Source organism: Micromonospora arborensis, from assembly GCF_003205615.1.
Lineage (GTDB): Bacteria > Actinomycetota > Actinomycetes > Mycobacteriales > Micromonosporaceae > Micromonospora > Micromonospora arborensis.
Window position 1 is genome coordinate 1 of record NZ_PYBV01000053.1, and the last position, 20,206, is coordinate 20,206.

At 71.3% G+C, this 20,206-nt stretch carries 21 protein-coding genes; 7 read left to right on the forward strand and 14 right to left on the reverse strand.

From position 1 onward, the window contains the following. Window positions 1-132 precede the first annotated feature (132 nt). Window positions 133-888 (reverse strand): DedA family protein, encoded by a 756-nt coding sequence (locus C7C45_RS30160; protein ID WP_244200648.1) that lies wholly within the window; start codon window positions 886-888, stop codon window positions 133-135. A 352-nt stretch (window positions 889-1,240) separates the two neighbouring features. On the opposite strand from C7C45_RS30160, the gene C7C45_RS30165 reads away from it, so the two are divergent. From C7C45_RS30165 to C7C45_RS30175, 3 genes are all read left to right on the forward strand, one after another. After that, window positions 1,241-4,093 (forward strand): aconitate hydratase, encoded by a 2,853-nt coding sequence (locus tag C7C45_RS30165; RefSeq protein ID WP_110567820.1) that lies wholly within the window; start codon window positions 1,241-1,243, stop codon window positions 4,091-4,093. A gap of 119 nt (window positions 4,094-4,212) precedes the next feature. Next, window positions 4,213-4,467, forward strand: coding sequence for a type II toxin-antitoxin system Phd/YefM family antitoxin (locus C7C45_RS30170; protein WP_110567822.1), 255 nt, complete (start codon window positions 4,213-4,215; stop codon window positions 4,465-4,467). Beyond that, window positions 4,464-4,838, forward strand: a complete 375-nt coding sequence (locus C7C45_RS30175) for a type II toxin-antitoxin system VapC family toxin (protein ID WP_110567824.1) — start codon at window positions 4,464-4,466, stop codon at window positions 4,836-4,838. The genes C7C45_RS30170 and C7C45_RS30175 overlap by 4 nt, the downstream gene beginning before the upstream one ends. Window positions 4,839-4,880: 42 nt before the next feature. Here the strand turns inward: C7C45_RS30175 and C7C45_RS35295 are convergent, their stop codons facing one another. After that, window positions 4,881-5,294: a hypothetical protein gene (locus tag C7C45_RS35295; protein WP_244200649.1), complete on the reverse strand. Its 414-nt coding sequence runs from the start codon at window positions 5,292-5,294 to the stop codon at window positions 4,881-4,883. A gap of 88 nt (window positions 5,295-5,382) precedes the next feature. Here C7C45_RS35295 and C7C45_RS30185 point away from each other — a divergent pair, with 88 nt between their 5' ends. Both C7C45_RS30185 and C7C45_RS30190 read left to right on the forward strand, forming a co-directional pair. After that, window positions 5,383-6,150: a Scr1 family TA system antitoxin-like transcriptional regulator gene (locus C7C45_RS30185; RefSeq protein ID WP_110567879.1), complete on the forward strand. Its 768-nt coding sequence runs from the start codon at window positions 5,383-5,385 to the stop codon at window positions 6,148-6,150. Next, on the forward strand, window positions 6,141-6,329 hold the full coding sequence (locus C7C45_RS30190; protein WP_110567826.1) for a DUF397 domain-containing protein: 189 nt from the start codon (window positions 6,141-6,143) through the stop codon (window positions 6,327-6,329). Before C7C45_RS30185 ends, C7C45_RS30190 begins: the two co-directional genes overlap by 10 nt. Window positions 6,330-6,340: 11 nt before the next feature. Here C7C45_RS30190 and C7C45_RS30195 read toward each other — a convergent pair whose 3' ends face one another. From C7C45_RS30195 to C7C45_RS30235, 9 genes are all read right to left on the reverse strand, one after another. Next, window positions 6,341-7,600, reverse strand: coding sequence for an RNA polymerase sigma factor (locus C7C45_RS30195; RefSeq protein ID WP_110567827.1), 1,260 nt, complete (start codon window positions 7,598-7,600; stop codon window positions 6,341-6,343). Between the two features lie 3 nt (window positions 7,601-7,603). After that, window positions 7,604-7,939 carry a YciI family protein gene (locus C7C45_RS30200; protein ID WP_110567829.1) on the reverse strand — a complete coding sequence of 112 codons (336 nt, stop codon included), beginning with the start codon at window positions 7,937-7,939 and terminating at the stop codon, window positions 7,604-7,606. 85 nt (window positions 7,940-8,024) lie between these two features. After that, complete coding sequence (locus tag C7C45_RS30205; protein WP_110567831.1) at window positions 8,025-8,636, reverse strand: GTP-binding protein; 612 nt, start codon at window positions 8,634-8,636, stop codon at window positions 8,025-8,027. After that, window positions 8,617-9,003 carry a DUF742 domain-containing protein gene (locus C7C45_RS30210; protein ID WP_110567834.1) on the reverse strand — a complete coding sequence of 129 codons (387 nt, stop codon included), beginning with the start codon at window positions 9,001-9,003 and terminating at the stop codon, window positions 8,617-8,619. Before C7C45_RS30210 ends, C7C45_RS30205 begins: the two co-directional genes overlap by 20 nt. A gap of 5 nt (window positions 9,004-9,008) precedes the next feature. Beyond that, window positions 9,009-9,428: a roadblock/LC7 domain-containing protein gene (locus tag C7C45_RS30215; RefSeq protein ID WP_110567836.1), complete on the reverse strand. Its 420-nt coding sequence runs from the start codon at window positions 9,426-9,428 to the stop codon at window positions 9,009-9,011. 89 nt (window positions 9,429-9,517) lie between these two features. After that, on the reverse strand, window positions 9,518-12,076 hold the full coding sequence (locus tag C7C45_RS30220; RefSeq protein WP_110567838.1) for a sensor histidine kinase: 2,559 nt from the start codon (window positions 12,074-12,076) through the stop codon (window positions 9,518-9,520). A 110-nt stretch (window positions 12,077-12,186) separates the two neighbouring features. Continuing rightward, window positions 12,187-13,803: a prenyltransferase/squalene oxidase repeat-containing protein gene (locus C7C45_RS30225; RefSeq protein WP_244200650.1), complete on the reverse strand. Its 1,617-nt coding sequence runs from the start codon at window positions 13,801-13,803 to the stop codon at window positions 12,187-12,189. After that, on the reverse strand, window positions 13,800-14,711 hold the full coding sequence (locus C7C45_RS30230) for a terpene synthase family protein (RefSeq protein WP_110567840.1): 912 nt from the start codon (window positions 14,709-14,711) through the stop codon (window positions 13,800-13,802). Before C7C45_RS30230 ends, C7C45_RS30225 begins: the two co-directional genes overlap by 4 nt. Beyond that, complete coding sequence (locus C7C45_RS30235) at window positions 14,708-15,985, reverse strand: cytochrome P450 (RefSeq protein WP_110567883.1); 1,278 nt, start codon at window positions 15,983-15,985, stop codon at window positions 14,708-14,710. The genes C7C45_RS30230 and C7C45_RS30235 overlap by 4 nt, the downstream gene beginning before the upstream one ends. Window positions 15,986-16,480: 495 nt before the next feature. Here C7C45_RS30235 and C7C45_RS30240 point away from each other — a divergent pair, with 495 nt between their 5' ends. Further along, on the forward strand, window positions 16,481-16,729 hold the full coding sequence (locus C7C45_RS30240; protein ID WP_110567885.1) for a DUF2630 family protein: 249 nt from the start codon (window positions 16,481-16,483) through the stop codon (window positions 16,727-16,729). Window positions 16,730-16,773: 44 nt separating this feature from the next. Here the strand turns inward: C7C45_RS30240 and C7C45_RS30245 are convergent, their stop codons facing one another. The 3 genes from C7C45_RS30245 to C7C45_RS30255 form a co-directional block, all read right to left on the reverse strand. Then, window positions 16,774-17,706, reverse strand: a complete 933-nt coding sequence (locus C7C45_RS30245) for a serine protein kinase RIO (RefSeq protein ID WP_110567842.1) — start codon at window positions 17,704-17,706, stop codon at window positions 16,774-16,776. Window positions 17,707-17,913: 207 nt separating this feature from the next. Further along, window positions 17,914-18,558: an HAD family hydrolase gene (locus C7C45_RS30250; protein WP_110567844.1), complete on the reverse strand. Its 645-nt coding sequence runs from the start codon at window positions 18,556-18,558 to the stop codon at window positions 17,914-17,916. 65 nt (window positions 18,559-18,623) lie between these two features. After that, entirely contained in the window at window positions 18,624-19,484 is an 861-nt protein-coding gene (locus C7C45_RS30255) for a carbon-nitrogen hydrolase family protein (protein ID WP_244200651.1), read from the reverse strand. 77 nt (window positions 19,485-19,561) lie between these two features. Between C7C45_RS30255 and C7C45_RS30260 the strand changes: the two genes are divergently transcribed. Then, on the forward strand, window positions 19,562-20,134 hold the full coding sequence (locus C7C45_RS30260) for a TetR/AcrR family transcriptional regulator (protein ID WP_110567846.1): 573 nt from the start codon (window positions 19,562-19,564) through the stop codon (window positions 20,132-20,134). The last annotated feature ends 72 nt before the right edge of the window (window positions 20,135-20,206 follow it).

Genomic DNA, 20,206 nt, shown 5'->3' on the forward strand with positions numbered 1-20,206 from the left:
GCTACGCCACCAACTGACCCACACCAGCACGACCAGGGTTGACCAACCAGCACCGACCAGACGGCTGACCAGCCCAGCAACGACCGAAGGGCCGGACCCCACCACGGGGCCCGGCCCTTCGGCATGCCTGAGTCAGTGCCCGTTGCCCGCGCGGATCGAATCGACGTCGGGGGCTACCTCAGCCGCCTGACCGCCCGGGGCCACCTGACCGTCGGGGACCACCTGACCGTCGGGGGCCACCTGACCGTCGGGGGCCACCTCGGCCGCCTGCACGCCGTCGGCGGCCTCGACGCGGTGCGCGCGTCGGCGCAGCCACCAGGTGCTGCCAAGGCCGGCGAGCACCGCCAGGATCAGCCCGGCCCAGGAGATGTCCTTGAGCCAGTGCTCGGCCGCCCGGCCCACGGTGAACAGCAGGTACGTCGTGCCGAAGGCCCAGACCAGCCCGCCTGCCGCGTTGGCCAGCAGGAATCGGCGGTAGGGCACGTGCAGTGCTCCGGCGAGCGGCCCGGCGAGGATCCGCAGCAGTGCGACGAACCGGCCGAAGAAGACCGCCCAGACGCCGTACCGGGCGAAGCTCTGCTCGGCACGGGCGAGCTGCGGCGGGCCGAGGTGCTTCGGGAACCGCCTGCCCAGCCGGGCGAGCAGCGGACGACCGCCGCGGCGGCCAACGGCGTACCCGATGGAGTCGCCGACGATGGCGCCGACCGCAGCGGCGGTGGCGACCCACTCCGGTTCCACTACGCCGGTGGCGGCGAGCAGGGCGGAGCTGACCAGGACGATCTCACCGGGCAGGGGGATGCCCATGCTCTCCACGCCGATCACCCCGCCGACGAGCAGGTAGACCGCGATCGGCGGCAGCGACACCAGCCAGTGCTGGACGTCGAACATCGGTTGACCCCTTTCCCGGCGGGCCCCGGCGGGCCTGTGCGGGCCTTGATGGGCCTCGAACCCTACCGGTGGCGGGCCGGACCCCAGGCGCCGCCGGACCCCAGGCGCCGCCGGACCCCAGGCGCCGCCGGTCGCAGGTGCCGCTGGCGTTCAGCGTAGGAGCGCGCACACCGCGCAAGCCGTCCTAGGAGGCTAGGGGTGAGGCGGGGCCGGGAGCCGGCACTCGGGTTGCGCAACTAGCAAGACGGACGTACGGTTTTGTTGAGAGCGGAATCGGCGGTAAGTGTCACCTAACCTCGGCGGCACCCCAACCGGTGCGACAGACTGCTCAGGACTACTCACGGTCGCTGGTATGAAGGAGTACGACGTGGCGAGCCTCGACACCTTCGGTGCGAAGACCCAGCTACGCGTCGGAGACGCGAGCTACGAGATTTTCAAGATCGACAAGGTGGAGGGCTACGCCCGACTGCCGTACAGCCTGAAGATCCTGCTGGAGAACCTGCTGCGGACCGAGGACGGCGCGAACATCACCGCCGACCACATCCGCCAGCTCGGCGGGTGGGACCCCACCGCCGCCCCCAGCGTCGAGATCCAGTTCACCCCGGCGCGGGTGCTCATGCAGGACTTCACCGGTGTGCCCTGCGTGGTCGACCTGGCCACCATGCGCGAGGCCGTGCGCGACCTGGGCGGCGACGCCAGCAAGGTCAACCCCCTGGCCCCGGCCGAGCTGGTCATCGACCACTCGGTGATCGCCGACCTGTTCGGCCGCGAGGACGCGTTCGCCCGCAACGTCGAGCTGGAGTACGAGCGCAACAAGGAGCGCTACCAGTTCCTGCGCTGGGGTCAGACCGCGTTCAACGAGTTCAAGGTCGTCCCGCCGGGCACCGGCATCGTGCACCAGGTCAACATCGAGTACCTGGCTCGCACCATCATGGAGCGCAACGGCCAGGCCTACCCGGACACCGTGGTCGGCACCGACTCGCACACCACGATGGTCAACGGCCTGGGCGTGCTGGGCTGGGGCGTCGGCGGTATCGAGGCCGAGGCCGCGATGCTCGGCCAGCCGGTCAGCATGCTGATCCCCCGGGTGGTGGGCTTCAAGCTCTCCGGCGAGATGCCGGCCGGCACCACCGCCACCGACCTGGTGCTGACCATCACCGAGATGCTGCGCAAGCACGGCGTGGTCGGCAAGTTCGTCGAGTTCTACGGCCCCGGCGTGAGCGCCGTGCCGCTGGCCAACCGGGCCACCATCGGCAACATGTCCCCGGAGTACGGCTCCACCGTGGCGATCTTCCCGATCGACGCGGAGACGGTCCGCTACCTGGAGCTGACCGGCCGCGACGCCGCTCAGGTCGCGCTCGTCGAGGCGTACGCCAAGGAGCAGGGCCTGTGGCACGACCCGGAGGCCGAGCCGGCCTACTCGGAGCGCCTGGAGCTGGATCTGGGCACCATCGAGCCGTCGCTCGCCGGCCCGAAGCGCCCGCAGGACCGGGTGCCGCTGGGCAGCGCCAAGACGCTGTTCCGCTCCGCGTTGACCGACTACGTCGCCGACGACACCGTCGGTGAGCGCGACCTCAAGCCGAGCGTGGCGCGCGAGGAGTTGCCGCGCGGTGCCAACGGGCCGGCCGACGAGGCCAGCGCCGAGTCCTTCCCCGCCAGCGACCCGCCGGCCAACGAGTTCAGCGACCCGGCCGACGAGCCGCGCGACCTGGAGACCGCGGCGGCCGGTGCCGGTGGCCGGGCCAGCAACCCGATCCGGGTCACCGGTTCCGACGGCGTGGAGTACGAGCTGGACCACGGCGCCGTGGTGATCGCCGCGATCACCTCGTGCACCAACACGTCCAACCCGCAGGTGATGATCGGTGCCGCGCTGCTGGCCCGTAACGCGGTCGAGAAGGGCCTGCTCCGCAAGCCGTGGGTGAAGACCACCCTGGCGCCCGGCTCGAAGGTCGTCATGGACTACTACGAGCGGGCCGGTCTCACGCCGTACCTGAACAAGCTCGGCTTCAACCTGGTCGGCTACGGCTGCACCACCTGCATCGGCAACTCGGGCCCGCTGCCCGAGGAGGTGTCCGCTGCGGTCAACGAGCACGACCTGTCAGTGGTCTCGGTGCTTTCGGGCAACCGGAACTTCGAGGGCCGGATCAACCCGGACGTCAAGATGAACTACCTGGCGTCCCCGCCGCTGGTGGTCGCGTACGCCCTCGCCGGCACGATGGACATCGACCTGGCCAACGAGCCGATCGGTGAGGACACCGAGGGCAACCCGGTCTACCTGCGCGAGATCTGGCCGAACAGCGCCGAGATCCAGGACGTCATCGCCCAGGCGATCGGTGCCACCGGGTTCAGCGCGGCGTACGCCGACGTCTTCGCCGGCGACGAGCGGTGGCAGTCGCTGCCCACCCCGACCGGTGACACCTTCGCCTGGGAGAGCGACTCCACCTACGTGCGCAAGCCCCCGTACTTCGAGGGCATGCAGCAGGAGCCGAGCCCGGTCGTGGACATCGCCGACGCCCGGGTGCTGGCCAAGCTGGGTGACTCGGTGACCACCGACCACATCTCGCCGGCCGGCGCGATCAAGGCCGACTCCCCGGCCGGCACGTACCTCGCCGAGCACGGCGTGCCGCGCCACGAGTTCAACTCGTACGGTTCCCGCCGGGGCAACCACGAGGTCATGATCCGGGGCACCTTCGCCAACATCCGGCTGCGTAACCAGCTGGTGCCCGGGGTGGAGGGCGGTTTCACCGTCAACCACCTCACCGGCGAGCAGACCTCGATCTACGACGCCTCCGTTGCCTACCAGGAGGCCGGTATCCCGCTGGTCGTGCTGGCCGGCAAGGAGTACGGCTCCGGTTCGTCGCGGGACTGGGCGGCCAAGGGCACGATGCTGCTGGGCGTCCGGGCGGTCATCGCCGAGTCGTACGAGCGGATCCACCGCTCCAACCTGATCGGCATGGGCGTGCTGCCGCTGCAGTTCCCGGTGGACGTGACCGCCGAGTCGCTCGGCCTCACCGGCACGGAGTCGTTCACCATCACCGGGGTGACCGCGCTCAACGACGGCGAGACCCCGCGCACCGTGCACGTCAGCACCGACACCGGCGTGGAGTTCGACGCCGTGGTGCGGATCGACACTCCCGGTGAGGCGGACTACTACCGGCACGGCGGCATCCTGCAGTACGTGCTGCGCCGCATGATCGCCAACTGACGTACCGACGTCACCAGGCTCCTTCCCGCCCTCGGCGGGAGGGAGCCTGCGTCGTTCCCGGGTCGCTCCCCCTGCCGGACCACGCCACGGGCTAACCTCTTAGCTAAGGAGGTGCCACGGTGGCCGGTGAAGCTGCGGCGCAGTTCAACATCCACGATGCGAAGACGAACCTGTCACGCATCATCGAACGGGTCGAGCACGGCGAGGAGATCGTGATCAGCCGGGCTGGTACCCCGGTCGCCAAGGTCATTCCTCTTCGTCGTACGACACGCACCGGTCGCGGGTCTCTGCGCGGTGCGCTGGACCTCACCGGTGACTGGGATTCCGACGAGGTCAACGACGAGGTTGCTCGCGACTTCGGGTTGTCCGGATGAGGCTCTTGCTCGACACGCATGTGGTGCTCTGGTGGCTGACCGATGACCCGGTCCTCGCCACTGACATCAAGGACCGCATCGACACCGAACCCGACGTGTACCTGAGCCCGGTCACGCTGTGGGAGATCGCGATCAAACAGTCGCTGGGCAAGTTACCCGGCCCGACCGACCTCGCCGAACGGGTCCGTGACGCCGAACTGCGGGAACTCACGATCCGCCACGATCACGCCATCGCGGCTGGTCGGCTGCCGCTGATCCATCGGGATCCCTTCGACCGGATGCTGGTCGCGCAGGCCCTGCACGAAGGGCTGACCCTGGTCACCCGGGACGACCGCATCCAGAAGTACGACGTACCGATCCTGGTGGCGTGACTCATCCGCTCGCGGATGGGGTCAACCCGACGAAGTGAGCGCTCAGCGCAGCCGCAGCGCTACCGCGCGGGCCTCCTCGTCGGTGAGCGGCAGGAACCAGAGGAAACGACGGACGATGGCGATCGGATCGGGCCCGCCCGGCCGGCCGCGCAGGTCGCGGATCGCCCGGCGGGTGATCCGTGAGAACTCGGGGATCAGGGTCGCGCGGCGGGCGGCGTCCGTCGGGGTCGCTCGCGTCGCCGGGCAGGGCCAGTCCCGCCCGCAGGCGTCGCACGTCCACAGCGGGCCGTCGGCGGTGTGCGCGGCCGGCGGGCCGCACCGGGATCGCCAGCGTGCTTCGGGTACGACGTTCGCCGCGCGACCCGGGCCACGGTACGCAGGGTGCGGTGATCCGGTCGGGCCGGCGGTGATCGCCCGGGGCGAGGTCGGCCGGGGCCCCTCTTCGATACTGTCCACACACAGCACCCTGCCGAGGGTTGCCAAACAATTACACCGCGTAGAAGTATGACCTTCCGACGTCTGGAACGTTCTGGAGGGCATGGAGATGAATCGAGCCGTACAGGCGGCGATGGTCGAGAGAGGCTACACAGCGGACACTCTCGCTGCTCAGATTGGCGTCGATCCGAAAACGGCAGCGAAGTGGGCGAGCAGGGGACGAATCCCACAGACGCGTCATCGCGCGCGGGTCGCCGAGCTGCTCGGTCGGAACGTTGACGAGCTGTGGCCGGACGCGTTGAAGCGCAGAGCACCGGCCTGGTTCCGGCCCTGGGCCGAGATCGAGCGCGAGGCGCTGTCGCTGCGGTCATTTCAACTCGCGTGGATACCTGGACTCTTCCAGACGAAGGCGTACGCGCTGGCGACGCTGGTTGGTGAGGCGCTGACACCGGCCGAGGCCGACGATCTCGCCGAGGCACGGCTGAGCCGGCAGGCCGTCCTGCGCCGGGAACGCCCGCCCCTGCTCGTCGCGGTCCTCGACGAGGGCGTCCTCCGACGCACCCTCGACGGCGACCGGGCCATGATGCGCGAGCAGTGCGAACGGCTGGCCGAGCAGGCCGCGCTGCCGAACGTGTCGCTGTTCGTGGTGCCCGCCGACGTCGGCATGTATCCGGGCCTCGGTGGGCCGTTCACCGTGGCGGAGATGCCGGACGGGGCGCGGGTCGCGCACGTCGACAGTCAGGCGCAAGCGCAACTCATCGACAAGGCAGCCGACGTTGCTACCCTGGATCGACGGTGGGAACGCATTCGCGACGGAGCCCTGTCGCGTGCGCAGTCCCTCAATCTGATCAAGGAAGCGGCGGCATCATGGACCTGACCGGCGCTCGGTGGCGCAAGAGCACCAGGAGTGGCAACAACGGCGGCGACTGCGTCGAGGTGGCCGACAACCTCGCGGGTGTCATCGGCGTACGTGACTCCAAGGACCCGGCCGGTCCGGCGCTCGCCTTCGACCCGGCGGCCTGGGCCCGGTTCCTGGTGTTGGCCAAGCGCGGCTGACCCCCACTGTCCTACCGGGCGAGTTCGGCCGCCCGGTCGAGCAACGCGCGACGTTCGGCGGCCGAGCCGACCATCGCCGCAGCTTCCCGGAACAGGGTGGCGGCGCGCAGCCGGTCGCCCTGCCGGGCCACCAGATCGGCCTCCACCGCCACGGCGTGCGGGTTGCCGTCCAGCCCACCCCCGGCACGCGCCGCTTCGAGCAGCCCCAACCCGACGACCGGCCCGTACGCGTGGCCGTGCGCGACCGCACGGTTCAGCGCGATCACCGGCGAGGGCTGGATGCCGATCAGCGCGTCGTAGGCCCGTGCGATCGCCCGCCAGTCGGTGGAGTCGGCGGACGTGGCAGTGGCGTGGCAGGCGGCGATCCGGGCCTGCCACGCGTACGGGCCGTCGTGGCGTACCCGGTCGAGCGCGGCCAGGCCCTCGGCGATGGCGGCGCGGTCCCACCGGAGGCGATCCTGCCGCTGCAGGGTGAGCAGGTTGCCGGCGGCGTCGCGGCGGGCCTCGGCACGGGAGTGCTGGAACAGGAACAGCGCCAGCAGCGCGGCCACCTCGGACTGCTCCGGCATCAGCCGGTCGAGCAGCCGCGCCAGCCGGATCGCCTCGGCCGCGAAGGCCGGCTCGCCGTCGGGCACGTAGCCCCGGGTGAACAGCAGGTACAGCACGGCGAGGACGCCGGGCAGCCGCTCGGGCAGCGCCGGCCCGCTCGGCACCCGGTACGGGATGCCGGCCTGCGCGATGCGGGTCCGGGCACGGGTCAGCCGTCGGGTCATCGTCGACTCGCTGACCAGCAGGAGTCGAGCGATGTCACCGGTCGGCACACCGCACACGGTCCGCAGGGTCAGCGCCACCCGGGCCTCGATCGCCAGCGCCGGGTGGCAGCAGGTGAAGATCAGGCGCAGTCGGTCGTCGACCACGTCCTCCCCCGTCTCGGGCTCGGGCTGCCCGTCGGCCGGCGTGAGGAGCGCCAGGTCGCGCAGCTTGCGGCGCTCCACCGTGGCCCGACGCAGCACGTCGAGCGCCCGGTTACGGGCCACCGTCATGAGCCAGCCACCCGGGTTGGTCGGCACACCGTCGCCGGGCCAGCGTTCCAGGGCGACGGCCAGCGCCTCCTGGGCGCAGTCCTCGGCCAGCGCCCAGTCCCCGGTGACCCGGATCAGGGCCGCGACGATCCGGGGGTACGCCTCGACGCTGGCGGCCGCGACGGCATCCGCCGCGGCCGCGCCGGCCGACGCCTCGGTGTGCGGCGGCCGGCGCTGCGGTGTGGACACCGGTCAGGCGGACAGGTCCGCGAACGGGCGCAGTTCCAGCCGCCCGTGTCGGGCCATCGGGTGCGCCCGCGCCACCTCGATCGCCTCGTCCAGGTCGGCGCAGTCGAGCAGGTCGAAGCCCACGATCACCTCCGTGGTCTCCGCGAACGGCCCCTCGGAGACGAGCAGTTCGCCGCCGCGTACCCGGATCGTGGTGGCCGCGGTGCTCGGCGCCAACTGGTCACCGGTGAGGCGTCGACCGCGGGAGTCGTTCTCGGCCACCCACTTGTCGATGTCGGGTACGTCGGTCGGGTCGGTGTCCGGCTCGCTGTCGGTGCAGACGAACATCATGTACTTCATCTGGTCGCTCCCTGGTTTCTCGGGGTGTCGCCAGCATGACGATCGGCCGGTGCCGTTCCGGACACCCTCCCCCGAAAAACCTCTGTCAGTTTCCGTTGGCGGCGCGGCGGCGGGCTTCACGGGTCTTCATGGCGTGCTCCATCAGCGTGACGAGCACCTCCTTGCTGGACTCCCGCTGCCGGGCGTCGCAGAGCAGCACCGGCACCCCCGGGTCCAGGTTCAGCGCGGCCTGCACCTCGTCGAGCCGGTACTGCCGGGCACCCTCGAAGCAGTTCACCGCGACCACGAAGGGCGTGCCGCGGCCCTCGAAGTAGTCGATCGACGGGAAGCAGTCGGCGAGCCGGCGGGTGTCGGCCAGCACCACCGCGCCGATGGCGCCCAGCGCCAGCTCGTCCCAGACGAACCAGAACCGGTCCTGTCCGGGCGTGCCGAACAGGTACAGCACCAGGTCGTCGCTGATGGTGATCCGGCCGAAGTCCATGGCCACGGTGGTGGTGGTCTTGCTCTCCACCCCGGACAGGTCGTCGATGCCGACCCCGGACTCCGTCAGCACCTCCTCGGTGCGCAACGGCCGGGTCTCGCTGACCGCGCCGACCATGGTCGTCTTGCCCACGCCGAAGCCACCGGCGACCAGAATCTTGATCGCGGTGGGCAGTGGGGTCGCTCCCGCCGGCCGGTCAGAGTGCCCGTAGTCCATTGATTACCGCCTCGAAGATGCTGTTGTCGGGAAGACCGGCCGTGGTCTGCGGCTCGCGAACCTGCACCAGGCTGCGGGCCGCCAAATCACCGAGGAGCACCCGGATGGTGCCCACCGGCAGGTCGAGATGGGCGGCGATCTCGGCGACGGACTGTATGCGCTGGCACAGCCCGACGATCGCCAAATGCTCCGGACCGATGCCGATCTCCGGCGTGACCTCGGCTCGGGTCGCGGTGACCAGGGAGATCAGGTCGAACGTGCCGGTGACCGGGCGGGCCCGACCGCGCGTCACCGCGTACGGGCGCACCACCGGACCCGCATGGTCATCCACCCACTGTTGCTCTGCGGACTCCCCCTGGACCGTCATCGCCGCTACCTCTCGCCGGCCAGTTGGTCGGTACGGGACGGGGATGCGACGTACTTGCCGACGCGGGTGACCAGCATCGCCATCTCGTACGCGATCAGACCGACGTCGGCGTCCTCGGTGGCCAGCACCGCCAGGCAGGCGTTGCGGCCGGCTGCGGTGACGAACAGGAACGACGACTGCATCTCGATGATGGTCTGCTGCACCTGCCCGCCACCGAAACGCTTCCCGGCGCCTCGGGCCAGGCTCTGGATGCCAGCGGCCATCGCCGCGAGGTGCTCGCCGTCGTCCCTGCTCAGCCCCTGGGTAGAGGCCATCAACAGGCCGTCGGTGGAGAGCGCGACCGCATGCTCGGCCTGCTTCACCCGGCCTACCAGGTCATCCAGCAACCACGTCAGGTCGGCGCTCGAAGCCGTCTTCTGGGTCACTTCGTCGTCCTCTTCTCGCCCGGCTGTGCGCCGTGTTCGTCTGGGGCTTGACCGCCGCACCGCACGGAACCCGCGTCATCGGTGCTCGGTCAGGTCGCTTGTGGGTCCTCGTCGGCCGGCTCGGGAGGCGCGGTCGCCGGAGTTCCGGGAGCGCCGCCGAGCAGCCGAGCCGCGTCGGTGCGGCCGCGTCGGGTGCCCGTCTGGTAGGAGCTCATCATCCGGCGCACCTGATCCGGCGCGCGTGCCACATCCTCGTCGTCGGTCTCCGACACCGCCGGGTCGTCGCGCAGTTCGGGGACGATGTTCGCCTGTCGGACCCGGACGGGCAGGCCCGCACCGGTGCGCGCCGCCTCGGCTCGGGCGGGCCTCGGAGCGGCGTCGGCTGCCACGACCGGCGCGCTGTCGTCGTTCGCCGGTCGGTTGCGGTCGACCGCGGGCAGGCCGGTAGGCACCGTCGGGGCTTCCAGGGCCGGCTGGCCCGGACCACGCCGGGCCCGGGTGGGCAGCTCGGGTGCGGCGGTGGCCGGGGTTGCCCGCTGCCGGGTGGGCAGGACGGTCTCGGCCTCGCCGGTCGGTGCCGTCGGGGTGGCGGTGTCGGCCGACATAGGCGTCTCCGTGCTGACCGGTTCGGGTACGTCCCGTGCGGCGGTCGTCGGTGCGGCCAGTGCGAGCGGGGCGAGGACGGCCGGGCGGCCGGTGTCGACGGCGGGCCCCGACGGCAGCGGGATGGCCGAACCGGTCCGCATCGCCCCCGAGTCCTCCGGGCCGGCCGCGTTCTCGGTGACCAACTCCAGCGGGATCAGCACGACCGCGGTGGTGCCGCCGTACGCGGACTCCTTCAGCCGCACCCGCACGCCGTGCCGCTCGGTCAGCCGGCTCACCACGTAGAGGCCGAGGCGGGTGGCGTTGGCGAGGTTCAGCTCGGACTGGTCGACGATCCGGTGGTTCGCGGCGGCCAGGTCCTCCTCGCTCATGCCGAGGCCCCGGTCCTCGATCTCGATGGCGAACCCGTTGGACACCAACTGGCCGCGGACCTCGACGGTGGTGTGCGGCGGGGAGAACGACAGGCCGTTCTCGATCAGCTCGGCGAGCAGGTGGATGATGTCGCCGACCGCGCGGCCGGCGAGCGAGACCGGCCCGAGTGGCAGCACGTTGACCCGGGTGTAGTCCTCGACCTCGGCCACGGCGCCGCGCACCACGTCGACCATCGGGACGTTGCGCCGCCAGGCCCGGCCGGGGGTGGAGCCGGAGAGCACGATCAGGTTCTCCGCGTTGCGCCGCATCCGGGTGGCCAGGTGGTCGACCCGGAACAGGTCCTCCAGCTCCTCCGCGTCGTGTTCGCGGCGCTCCATCGTGTCCAGCAGGGTGAGCTGGCGGTGCACGAGCGCCTGCGTGCGCCGGGCCAGGCTGAGGAAGACCTCGCGGACGTTGCGGCGCAGCTCGGCCTGCTCGACGGCGGTACGGATCGCGGTCTCCTGGACCGCGTTGAAGGCCTTGCCGACCTGGCCGATCTCGTCGGTGCCGAATTCCAAGGGTGGCGCCTCGGCCGCCACGTCGACCTCTTCGCCACGACCGAGCCGCTCGACCACACTGGGCAGCCGCTCGTTGGCCAGGCGGAAGGCCGCGTCGCGCAACCGTTCCAACTGCCGCACCAGGGCGCGGGCGGTGGTGATGGACACGATGATCGAGGCGATGACGGCGAGCAGACCGAGGCCGGTGGCGAGCGCCAGCCGGACGACGACACCGACGGCGACCGGGGTGGACCGGTCGACCACGCCGTCGCCGCCGGCCAGCACGACCGCACTGATCTCGGTCAGCGCCGGGGTGGTGGTGTCGCTCCACTCCGTCGCGGTGACCGCCGGCCGGCCGGCACCGCTGCCCTGCATGACCTGGGTCTCCAGGGCGGTCAGCCGGTTGAAGGTGGTGCCCGCCGACATCGTCTCGTAGCGGCGTTGGTCGGCGGAGGGGAGCCGGACCAGCGCGGAGGCGGCGACGAACTGTCGGGCGCCGACGATCCGGGTGAAGTCCGCCCGTTCGGCCGGGGTGATCCGGCCGGCGGCCAGCACGCCGGCCAGCAGCGCGTCCTCCTGGGACAGCAGTTCGCGGGACCGATTCAGGCTGATCAGCGCGGAGGTGTCCTCGGCGACCTGCTCGTCGTCGAGGTTGCCGAGCGCGTCGTACACCCGAAAAATCGACTCGATGACCCCGGTGAAGGTGGCGCCCGTCTCGGCCCGGTCGATGCGCCGTTCGTCGACCGCCGTACGGATCTTGCTCAGGTCGGTCAGCCCGGTGTCGAGAGCCTTGATCCGCTGGTCGAGGGTGTCGCTGCCCAGCAAGTCCACCTGCCAGCTCTCGGTGGACTTCTGGAACGTCGCCGCCCACCGGTCGGTGCGCTTGCGCGTCTCGGTCAGAGCGGCGCGCTGGGAGTCGTCGGGTCGACCCAGATAGGTCAACGACTCCCGGCGCTCCACCTGCAACTGGATCAGCAGCGGCTCGGTGGGATCGAAGACCTTGGTGTCCAGCGCCTGCACACCGAGTAGGTTGACCCCCTCCCGGACGGTGACCCAGGCGGTGAAGCCCCAGAGCGCGACGAGCGAGACGAGTAGAGCAACGACCTTGGTACGCAGATTCGTACTGCGGGAACCCATTACACCGTCCCTGGCGCGGCCTGTGATTGATCGATCAGTCAAGATGCGTAGTGCACGCATCGACCCGGCGCACGCTAGCAGCGTCCGGGCCTGTGCTCAAGCGCTGCTGATCATGAGACCGCCGTGCGGGACGGGAGCAGGGACCGATCCGGGTTGTTGACCAGGTCGGATCTGGTCATTGCCAACTGCCGGGCGGCGAGAACCGCTGCTCGGACGATCAGCACCGGCGCGTAGAGATCCTTGTCATGCCACAAGGGAGGGTCGACGTGCTGATCGTCCACTTCGGAAAGGTGACGCAACCCACGGCCGATCGCCTCGGGTACGCCCGGCCGCACCGGTCGACGCACTCCCAGCAGCACGTGCAGGGCGTACGCCGTCTCCTCCATGGTGCCCGCCCAGCGCCCCCAGGCCCCGTCCGCCCGCTGGGTGGCGACCAACCAGTCGATGGCGCGGTCGACCGCCGATCCGCCGATCCCGGCCGGGGCGTACCGGTCGAGAGCCGCCACGACGCACGAGGTGGCGTAGTACGCGGACGCGTGCCAGCGGTCGGCCCAGGAGCCGTCGGGCTGCTGCTCGTCGCCCAGCCACCCGGCCAACGCGGCCGCACGGGCGCCGTAGCGGCTCGCGCCCGCCGCCGTGTGCCGGGCATGCCAGCCGAGCGCCTCGAGCACGTGCGCGTTCGTGGTGACCGACCGCCCGTCCTCCCCCTGCCAGGTGCAGAAGTGGGTGCCGAGGTCGAAGTGGAGCAGGCTCGCCGGGTCCACCGGGTGACCGAGGCGGGCGAGAGTGTAGAGGGTGACCGAGGTGGTGTCCGCGTCGGCCGGTAGCCCCGGCCCGGTCGGCACGCCCTGCGGCCCGAGCGCGGCGGACAACTCGGCGATGAGCTTCGGCGCGGGCCGGACCGGCACCCCCGCTCGGGCCAGACCGCTCAGCGCCCAGGCCCGCTCGAACACCGTGATCGGGGTACAGCAGGGCACCGGCCCGTCGAGAAGGCCGACAGCCGCCCGCAGGTAGGCCAGCGCCTCCGGGTCGGCGCCGGGCGTCGCCGGGTCGCCGATCCAGGCGGCGGTGGCCGCTGGCGAGGCTCCGACGGCCCCGGCGACCGGGACCACGCCGCGGTGCCGGCGCGCGACCGGCCCGAGCACCTCGAAGGCGTGCACCAGCTTCTGCGGCACCGGACGTCCGCTGCCCACCAGCGCGTGTACGGCGTCGAGCCGCCGTCGATCCACGCGGGGCAGGGCACGGAGCCCGTCGGCGAACCTCCGATCGCCCTGTGCGGCGAAGAACGCGAGGTGGTCGTCGATCCGCTCCACCAGGGCCGGCACGATGAGGTCGGCCGCCGGTGTGTCCGGGAGCGACGTGCCTCTGCCGAGCCATTCGGCGAGCACACCCAGCCCCCGGCTTGCCGCGGCGCCCAGCCCGGTCGGGGCGGCGGCCGGGGCGCCACGCAGTGTGCCGAGCAACGCCTCCACCGCGCTCACCGTCGGCACCACGGCGTAACCGCCGGCGCCACCCCAACCCCCGTCGGCACGCTGCGTGTCCAGCAGATACCGCAGCCGTCGGTCATGACCGGTGAGCCATGGCGCGTCGGCGACGACCCGGCCGGTCTCGTACACCGACGGGCTGACCCGGCCCGCCGGTTCGAGCATCATGGCGGCGAGCAACTCCCGGGCCGACGCGGCCACCGCCGACCCGTCCCGAGCACCGCCGGCTGGCGCGGGGGTCACGACACGCCCCAGAAATCGGTCGACCCGTAGAAGCCCGTGCTGAAGCCGATCTGCCGGGCGAGGTAGTCGGCCGGCACCGGGCAGGTGGTGCGTAACGGGTCGAGCAGTTCCCGGGCGGACGCCACCAGGTCGGTGATCCGGCGCTCGACGTCGGCCCGCTCCGGCACCAACATCAACGCGTTGAGGTCACCCCACCGCTTGTCACGTTCGTAGCTGGCCAGGTCGTTGACGAGCCGGATGATCCGTTGCACCTGGTCACTGGCCGCCACGAGCGCGTCGAGGTGGGCCAGCGTCGCGGGATCGTCGGAGTGGATCCAGTGCGCGACGTTGACCACCGTGCAGGCGAGGTTCGCCGCGTTGGCCAGATATTCGTCGAGGGTGGGCAGCACGGCGGTGTCGGCGGTCTGCTTCCAGTCCCACTCCCGCGCCATGGCGTCGAACATCGTCCGCAACTCGGTGCGCCACACCACCCCGTGGGTCGCGTACGCCGGCACGGCGGCGAGTTCGTCGCGCAACTCGGCGAGGAAGCGGCCGAGCGGGTCGTCCGCCGCCGGTGAGCCGCCCTCGGCCACCGCGAGGCAGCTCGCCGTCAACCTGTCGATCTCGTCACGGGTACGCGCCTCGTGGTCGACGAGCCAGTCGACCGCGAAGCCCCAGAGCACGGCCCGGTTCGTCACGCGCAACTGGTCGAGGTCGCACCAGGGTGCCCCGAACGCGATCGCCATCGCGACGTTGCCGAACAGCGCCGGGTCGAACGGCCGTGCCGGGAAGAGATCGGGGTACGCCGCAGCACGTTCGGCCAGGTCACGTTGGCCCTTGGCAGCGAGGGCACAGATCCGGCCCTGCTCGGCGGCCAGCGTCATCTGGTCGCCACCGGTTGCCGGCAGCGACGCGAGCCCAGCGGTCATGCCGAGACACTCCGTACCGGTCGCAGGATCACTTCGACACGCTCTTGGGGCCGTAGCGCTGCCGCCACCTTGACTCCGGGCACCGATTGCCGTTGCAGGCTGAACCGGAAGCGGCTCAGCACGGTGGCCACGATCAGCATCGCCTCCAGGTAGAAGAGGTGCATGCCGATGCACTGGTGCGGGCCGCCGCCGAACGGGAAGTGCGCGTACCGGTGCCGGTTGCGGACCTGATCGGGGTCGAAGCGGTCGGGGTCGAAGACCTCGGGCCGGTCCCAGAACGCGGACATCCGGTGGGTGATCAGCGGGCTGACCACGAGGGTGGCACCAGCCTCGATCCGGACGCCACCGATCACGTCGGTTTCCACCGCACTACGCGGGAAGAGCCAGCCGATCGGATAGAGCCGCAGCAGTTCGTCGAGCACCTGCCGGGTGTAGCGCAGCTCGCGTAGGTGCTCGCGTCGGACCGGCGCGTCGCCGACCACTCGGTCGATCTCCTCGTACAGTCGCTCGGCGATCTGCTCGTCCTGAGCGATGTGCGGCCAGAGCCAGGTCAGTACGCTGATCGTGGTTTCGGTGGTGGTGGCGACCATGGAGACGGTGTCGTCCCGGACCTGCCGCTCCTCGATCCGGCCACCTGTCTCCGTGCGGCCCCGCCACAGGGTGGCGATGATGTCGTCCCCATCGGTTTCGGCCGTCTCCCGGGTGGCTCGGATGATCGGGAGCAGGGTGTCGTCAATGAGTTGAACGGCCTTACGGAATGTCCGGTCGCCCGGCATCGGCATGGCCAACGGTGCCCACGGCACCATCAGCCGCGGCATCACCGACGAGGCGATCGCGTCCTGCGCCTTCATGATGCGCATCGCCTGCGGCACCGAGATCTTGTCGGCGAAGAAGACCCGCATGATCGCCGAGCAGACGATCTGGGCCTGCACGGTGCCCATGTCGACGGGTTGGCCGGTGCGGGCCGGCTCGTCCAGGTCGTCGACCGCATCCTCGATCGCCTCGGCCAGCCGGTCCACCAGCGAGTCGACGCGTCGAGCGGTGAACAACGGCTGAAGCACCTGGCGGCTGTTCTTCCAGTGTTCGCCGTCGCCGAGGATGCCGTCACCGAACAACCGCTTCAGCGGACGCCACTGGAGAGCGTCACCGCCGCGGACGTAGTTGTCGGACTTGTCGCGCAGAACCTGCTGTAGGTGCTCCGGCCGGGTGACCAGGTAGAGCCGGGACACACCCAGACTGAGCTTCACCACCTCGCCCTGCGACCGCTCGCCCATGTCGACAAGGGCGCGGGCCGGATCACGGAACAGGTTGGGCACCACGTGGCGCAGCGGGACCGAGCCCGCTCGTCGTGGCTGAACCGGCGCTGTCTGAGGTGCTACCACGGGAGCTGACACTTCCTTGTGGATACTCGGCGTCGCGGAACGACTCTGCGGAGTTAGGACTTTTGTGGGAGCATGCCACCGCCCGGTCGCCTCCCTCTAGACGCATGACGTGAAATTTTCACACGCAAGGATTGCGCCGCCGGAGGATTGGGACGTCGGGAAGCGCGCGTTCCACAGATCCCGCAGCTAGCGACGGCCATGAACGTCAACTGGCATCCGTGATATTCGATAGTGATGAACATCACTCATCAGCCGTCGGTGGGGTCCGCCCAGGGGTTTGCCGCGGCTCGGCCCGGGACCGCGTCGGGCGCCACCTGGGCCACGCGCACCGCCCGGCGGAACGACCGAATCCGGGCGATGCCCGCCCCCCTGTGCCAGGCTCTTGTCATGGACGACAAGACCATCCTGAACCGGATCACCGAACTGGTCGACGAGGAACACAAGCTGCGGGCGGATGCCCAGGCCCACGAGTCGGGCACCGAGGGCGAGGCCAGCGAGCGGCTGCGCGCCCTGGAGGAGTCCCTCGACCAGTGTTGGGACCTCCTGCGCCGCAGGCGGGCCGCCCGGGACACCCACGGCGACCCGGACGCACAGGGCGAGCGCCCCAAGCCCGAGGTGGAGCGCTACCTGCAGTAACCGGCGTGGCGGGTCGGGCGGTCCGGCCGCCCGACCCGCTCCGGTCAGCGGATGCCCGCCTCGCGGAGCAGCTCCCCGGTCAACGTCCCCGGATCGACCTGCTCGGCGGGCAGACCCCGGGCCACGAACCAGGTACCGACCACCCGCACGTCGCGGGCCAGGAACTCCGGCCCCTGCGGGTTCGCCACCACGTCGACCACCTGCGGCAGGTCGATCACGACCAGCCGGCCCCGGTGCACGAGCAGGTTGTACGGCGACAGGTCCCCGTGGGCATAGCCGGCCCGGGCCAGCACTCGCAGCGCCTCCACCAACTGGGCCCACAGGTCGCGCAGCTCGGCCGCGCCGGGTCGTAGCTGGGCGAGTCGGGGCGCCGCCTCCCCCGACTCGGCGTCACCGACGAACTCCAGCATCAGCTCGGTGCCCCGCAACTGCACCGGGTACGGCACGGCGATCCGGTCGTAACCGGCGCTGATCTCCCAGAGTCGCGCCAGGGCGTCGAACTCGGCCGCCGCCCACTGCCCGGCGATCATCTGCCGGCCGAACGCCGTCCGACCGGCCATCGCCCGGTTCTCCCGGGAACGGCGCACCCGGCGGCCCTCCAGGTAGCCGGCGTCGCGGTGGAACAACCGGTGTTCGGGGTCGCGGTAGCGCTTGACCGCCAGCAGGCAGGAGCGGTCGCTGCCGGGCACGGCCCGGCGGACCAGGTGGACGTCCGCCTCCTTGCCGGTCTTCAGCACACCCAACTCGGTGTCCTTGGCTGCCAACTCGGTGACCAGCCAGTCCGGGTGGGGCTGCGGCCCGTGGACGGCGTCGTCCCAGGACGACCAGCGTTCGCCGGTGTCCGGGTCAGGAACGCTGTCCGGGTCTGCGAGCGGCTCGGTGGGCCGCCCGCGCTTCAGAAACTGCGGTTCGTCGTCGTCGAAGCGGCTCTTGCCGCGGCTCCGGCGCTCCAGCGCCGGAAGGTCGTGATCGCGCACTGTGGTGAGGTTCCCTTGATCGAGGCTGAGAAAGGCGGCTGGAAGCGACCTGCGAAGACGGCCATGACCGACCTCCTCTCCTCGACCGGGCCCACGCCCGGAACGCACGATGCGCCGACAATGCTCGCCGCCGGGCGGCAGCCGGTCAACCGATTTATCGAAACGCCGTCCGCGCGGCGTCGGGACCGTGGCGAGCGAGTGAACCCCTCAGCGCTCGAGCACGGTGGCGACCGCGGCGATCAGCCCGTCCACGGTGCGGCTCGGCGCGAACCGGACGTCGGACCAGGTGCGCCCGCGGTGCAGCCAGACGCTGGGCAACCCGACCGCGGCGGCGCCGCCGATGTCCGCCTCCGGGCTGTCGCCGACCACCCAGGCGCCACGCAGCGGCATCCGGACCCGCTGCGCGGCGAGCGCGAAGATCCGTGGGTTGGGTTTGCTGACTCCGGCCTCCTCGGAGATCACCCAGTCCGCGACGTACTGGTCCAGGCCGGTGCGGCGGATCTTGGCGTCCTCGACGCGTACGGTGCCGTTGCAGACCACCACCGGCACCCAGCCGGCGTCGTCGGCGATCCGCAGCGCGCAGGCGGTGAGCGGGTCGAGCCGGGTCTGCGCCACCACCCCGTCGTGCAGCTCCTCCACCAGGTCGATCGAGGGGATGCGCAGCTCGTAGCGGTCCCGGATGGCGTCGGCGAGATCCCAGCGGTCGGTCAACCCGTCGGCGTCGATCGAGATCAGCCAGTCGATGTCGGTGGGGGGCGCGCCGATGCCGTCCAGGAAGCGCTCACCCCAGCGGCGGAACGGCCCGGCCCGATCCAGCAGGGTGTTGTCCAGGTCCAGCAGGAGCAGTGGCACTCGGGCACCCTACGGGACCGACGTGTCCGCCAACAGATCCCGCGGGTACCGACCTGACGACGAGGTCAGCCAGACATCGAGATCCGAGGGCCGCCCTGGTCCCCCAGTCGATCGGCGAGCATCGAGTGGGCCGCCCGGGTGGCCGCGAGCACGGCCGGGTCCAGCGTCGCCACCAGCACCGCCGTGCCGTCGTCGGCTCCCCGGGCCAGCACCCGCCCCTGCGGGTCGTAGACCGCCGCGCCGCCGTTGAACCGCCACGGGTCGACGCCACCGACCGCGTTGGAGAAGACCACGAACATCGTGTTGTCCAGGGCCCGCGCGGCGTAGTAAAGGTCCCGACGGTGCTCGGAGCCGGCCAGGTATCCGCTGGGGCACAGGTATCCGTGCGCACCGTCGAGGGCGGCGGCCCGGCCGTGCTCCGGGAAACAGCCGTCGTAACAGATGCCGAGCCCGAGCCGCCAGTCGTCCACGAGCAGCGTGGCGCCCCGATCGCCGGCGCTGAACAGCTCACGTTCGTCGCCCCACAACTGCTGCTTGTCGTAGCCGACCCGGACCGCGCCGGCCCGGTCGACCACCAGCGCGGCGATGGTCCGCCGACCGTCCGGGTGTCGGGCGGCGGCGCCGACAAGCACGGTGACGCCGGCTTCGCGGGCCGCGGCCCGCAGCGGGTCGAGCCGGGGATCCGCGACCATCCCGGCGGGGTCGGCCGCGACGTCCGTGCCGGCCGGGTCGGCGGCCAGGGTCGGCGGGTGGTACGCGCAGAGGAACAGCTCCGGCAGGACGGCCACCCGGGCACCCCGCTCACCAGCCTGACGGACCAGGTCGGCCGCGCGGACCGCGTTTGCGGCGACGTCGCCCGGCGTGGGGGTGGCCTGAACGGTGGCCACGGTCAGCGGGGCGGTGGGAACGGTGTGGGGCAGGGTCACCGGGCGATGGTAGTCGGCGACGTACCAAGCCGTACGTACGGTTTGCGTGACCCGAGGTGACCTGCAACGATCGACGCGTGCCCAGAGTAAGCCAGGACCAGCTCGACGCGCGCCGGCAGGAGATCCTCGCCGCCGCGCGGGCGTGTTTCGCCCGGCTCGGCTACGAGGGGGCGACCGTACGCCGCCTCGAGGAGGCCACCGGCCTGTCCCGCGGCGCCATCTTCCACCACTTCCGCGACAAGGACTCGCTCTTCCTCGCCGTCGCCGAGGACGACGCCGCGGCGATGGTCGAGACGGTGGCCCGCAACGGTCTGGTGCAGGTGATGCGCGACCTGCTCGCCCGCGCCGTCTCGCCGGACACCACCGGCTGGCTGGGCAGCCAACTGGAGGTCTCCCGCCGCCTGCGCACCGACCCGGCGTTCGCCCAGCGCTGGGCGGAGCGGTCCGCCGCGATCGCCGAGGCGACCCGCGACCGGTTGGCCCGCCAACGCGACGCCGGGGTGCTGCGCGAGGACGTACCGATCGACGTGCTGGCCCAGTTCCTGGAGCTTGCCTACGACGGCCTGGTGCTGCACCTGGCGATGGGCCGACCGGCCGGTGACCTGGGCCCGGTGCTCGACCTGGTGGAGGAGGCGGTCCGCCGCCGCTGACCGCGCGGGACACCGGTCGGTCGACCGTGGCGAGGCTGCTCCACAATGGGGCCGCCGATCCCTCCGGTGACA

Bases quoted from the DNA above. Each gene is read 5' to 3' on its own strand.
- C7C45_RS30160 (WP_244200648.1), bottom strand. From the start codon at position 888: ATGTTCGACGTCCAGCACTGGCTGGTGTCGCTGCCGCCGATCGCGGTC.
- C7C45_RS30165 (WP_110567820.1), top strand. From the start codon at position 1,241: ATGAAGGAGTACGACGTGGCGAGCCTCGACACCTTCGGTGCGAAGACC.
- C7C45_RS30175 (WP_110567824.1), top strand. From the start codon at position 4,464: ATGAGGCTCTTGCTCGACACGCATGTGGTGCTCTGGTGGCTGACCGAT.
- C7C45_RS30185 (WP_110567879.1), top strand. From the start codon at position 5,383: ATGAATCGAGCCGTACAGGCGGCGATGGTCGAGAGAGGCTACACAGCG.
- C7C45_RS30190 (WP_110567826.1), top strand. From the start codon at position 6,141: ATGGACCTGACCGGCGCTCGGTGGCGCAAGAGCACCAGGAGTGGCAAC.
- C7C45_RS30200 (WP_110567829.1), bottom strand. From the start codon at position 7,939: ATGAAGTACATGATGTTCGTCTGCACCGACAGCGAGCCGGACACCGAC.
- C7C45_RS30205 (WP_110567831.1), bottom strand. From the start codon at position 8,636: ATGGACTACGGGCACTCTGACCGGCCGGCGGGAGCGACCCCACTGCCC.
- C7C45_RS30210 (WP_110567834.1), bottom strand. From the start codon at position 9,003: ATGACGGTCCAGGGGGAGTCCGCAGAGCAACAGTGGGTGGATGACCAT.
- C7C45_RS30220 (WP_110567838.1), bottom strand. From the start codon at position 12,076: ATGGGTTCCCGCAGTACGAATCTGCGTACCAAGGTCGTTGCTCTACTC.
- C7C45_RS30230 (WP_110567840.1), bottom strand. From the start codon at position 14,711: ATGACCGCTGGGCTCGCGTCGCTGCCGGCAACCGGTGGCGACCAGATG.
- C7C45_RS30235 (WP_110567883.1), bottom strand. From the start codon at position 15,985: ATGGGCGAGCGGTCGCAGGGCGAGGTGGTGAAGCTCAGTCTGGGTGTG.
- C7C45_RS30240 (WP_110567885.1), top strand. From the start codon at position 16,481: ATGGACGACAAGACCATCCTGAACCGGATCACCGAACTGGTCGACGAG.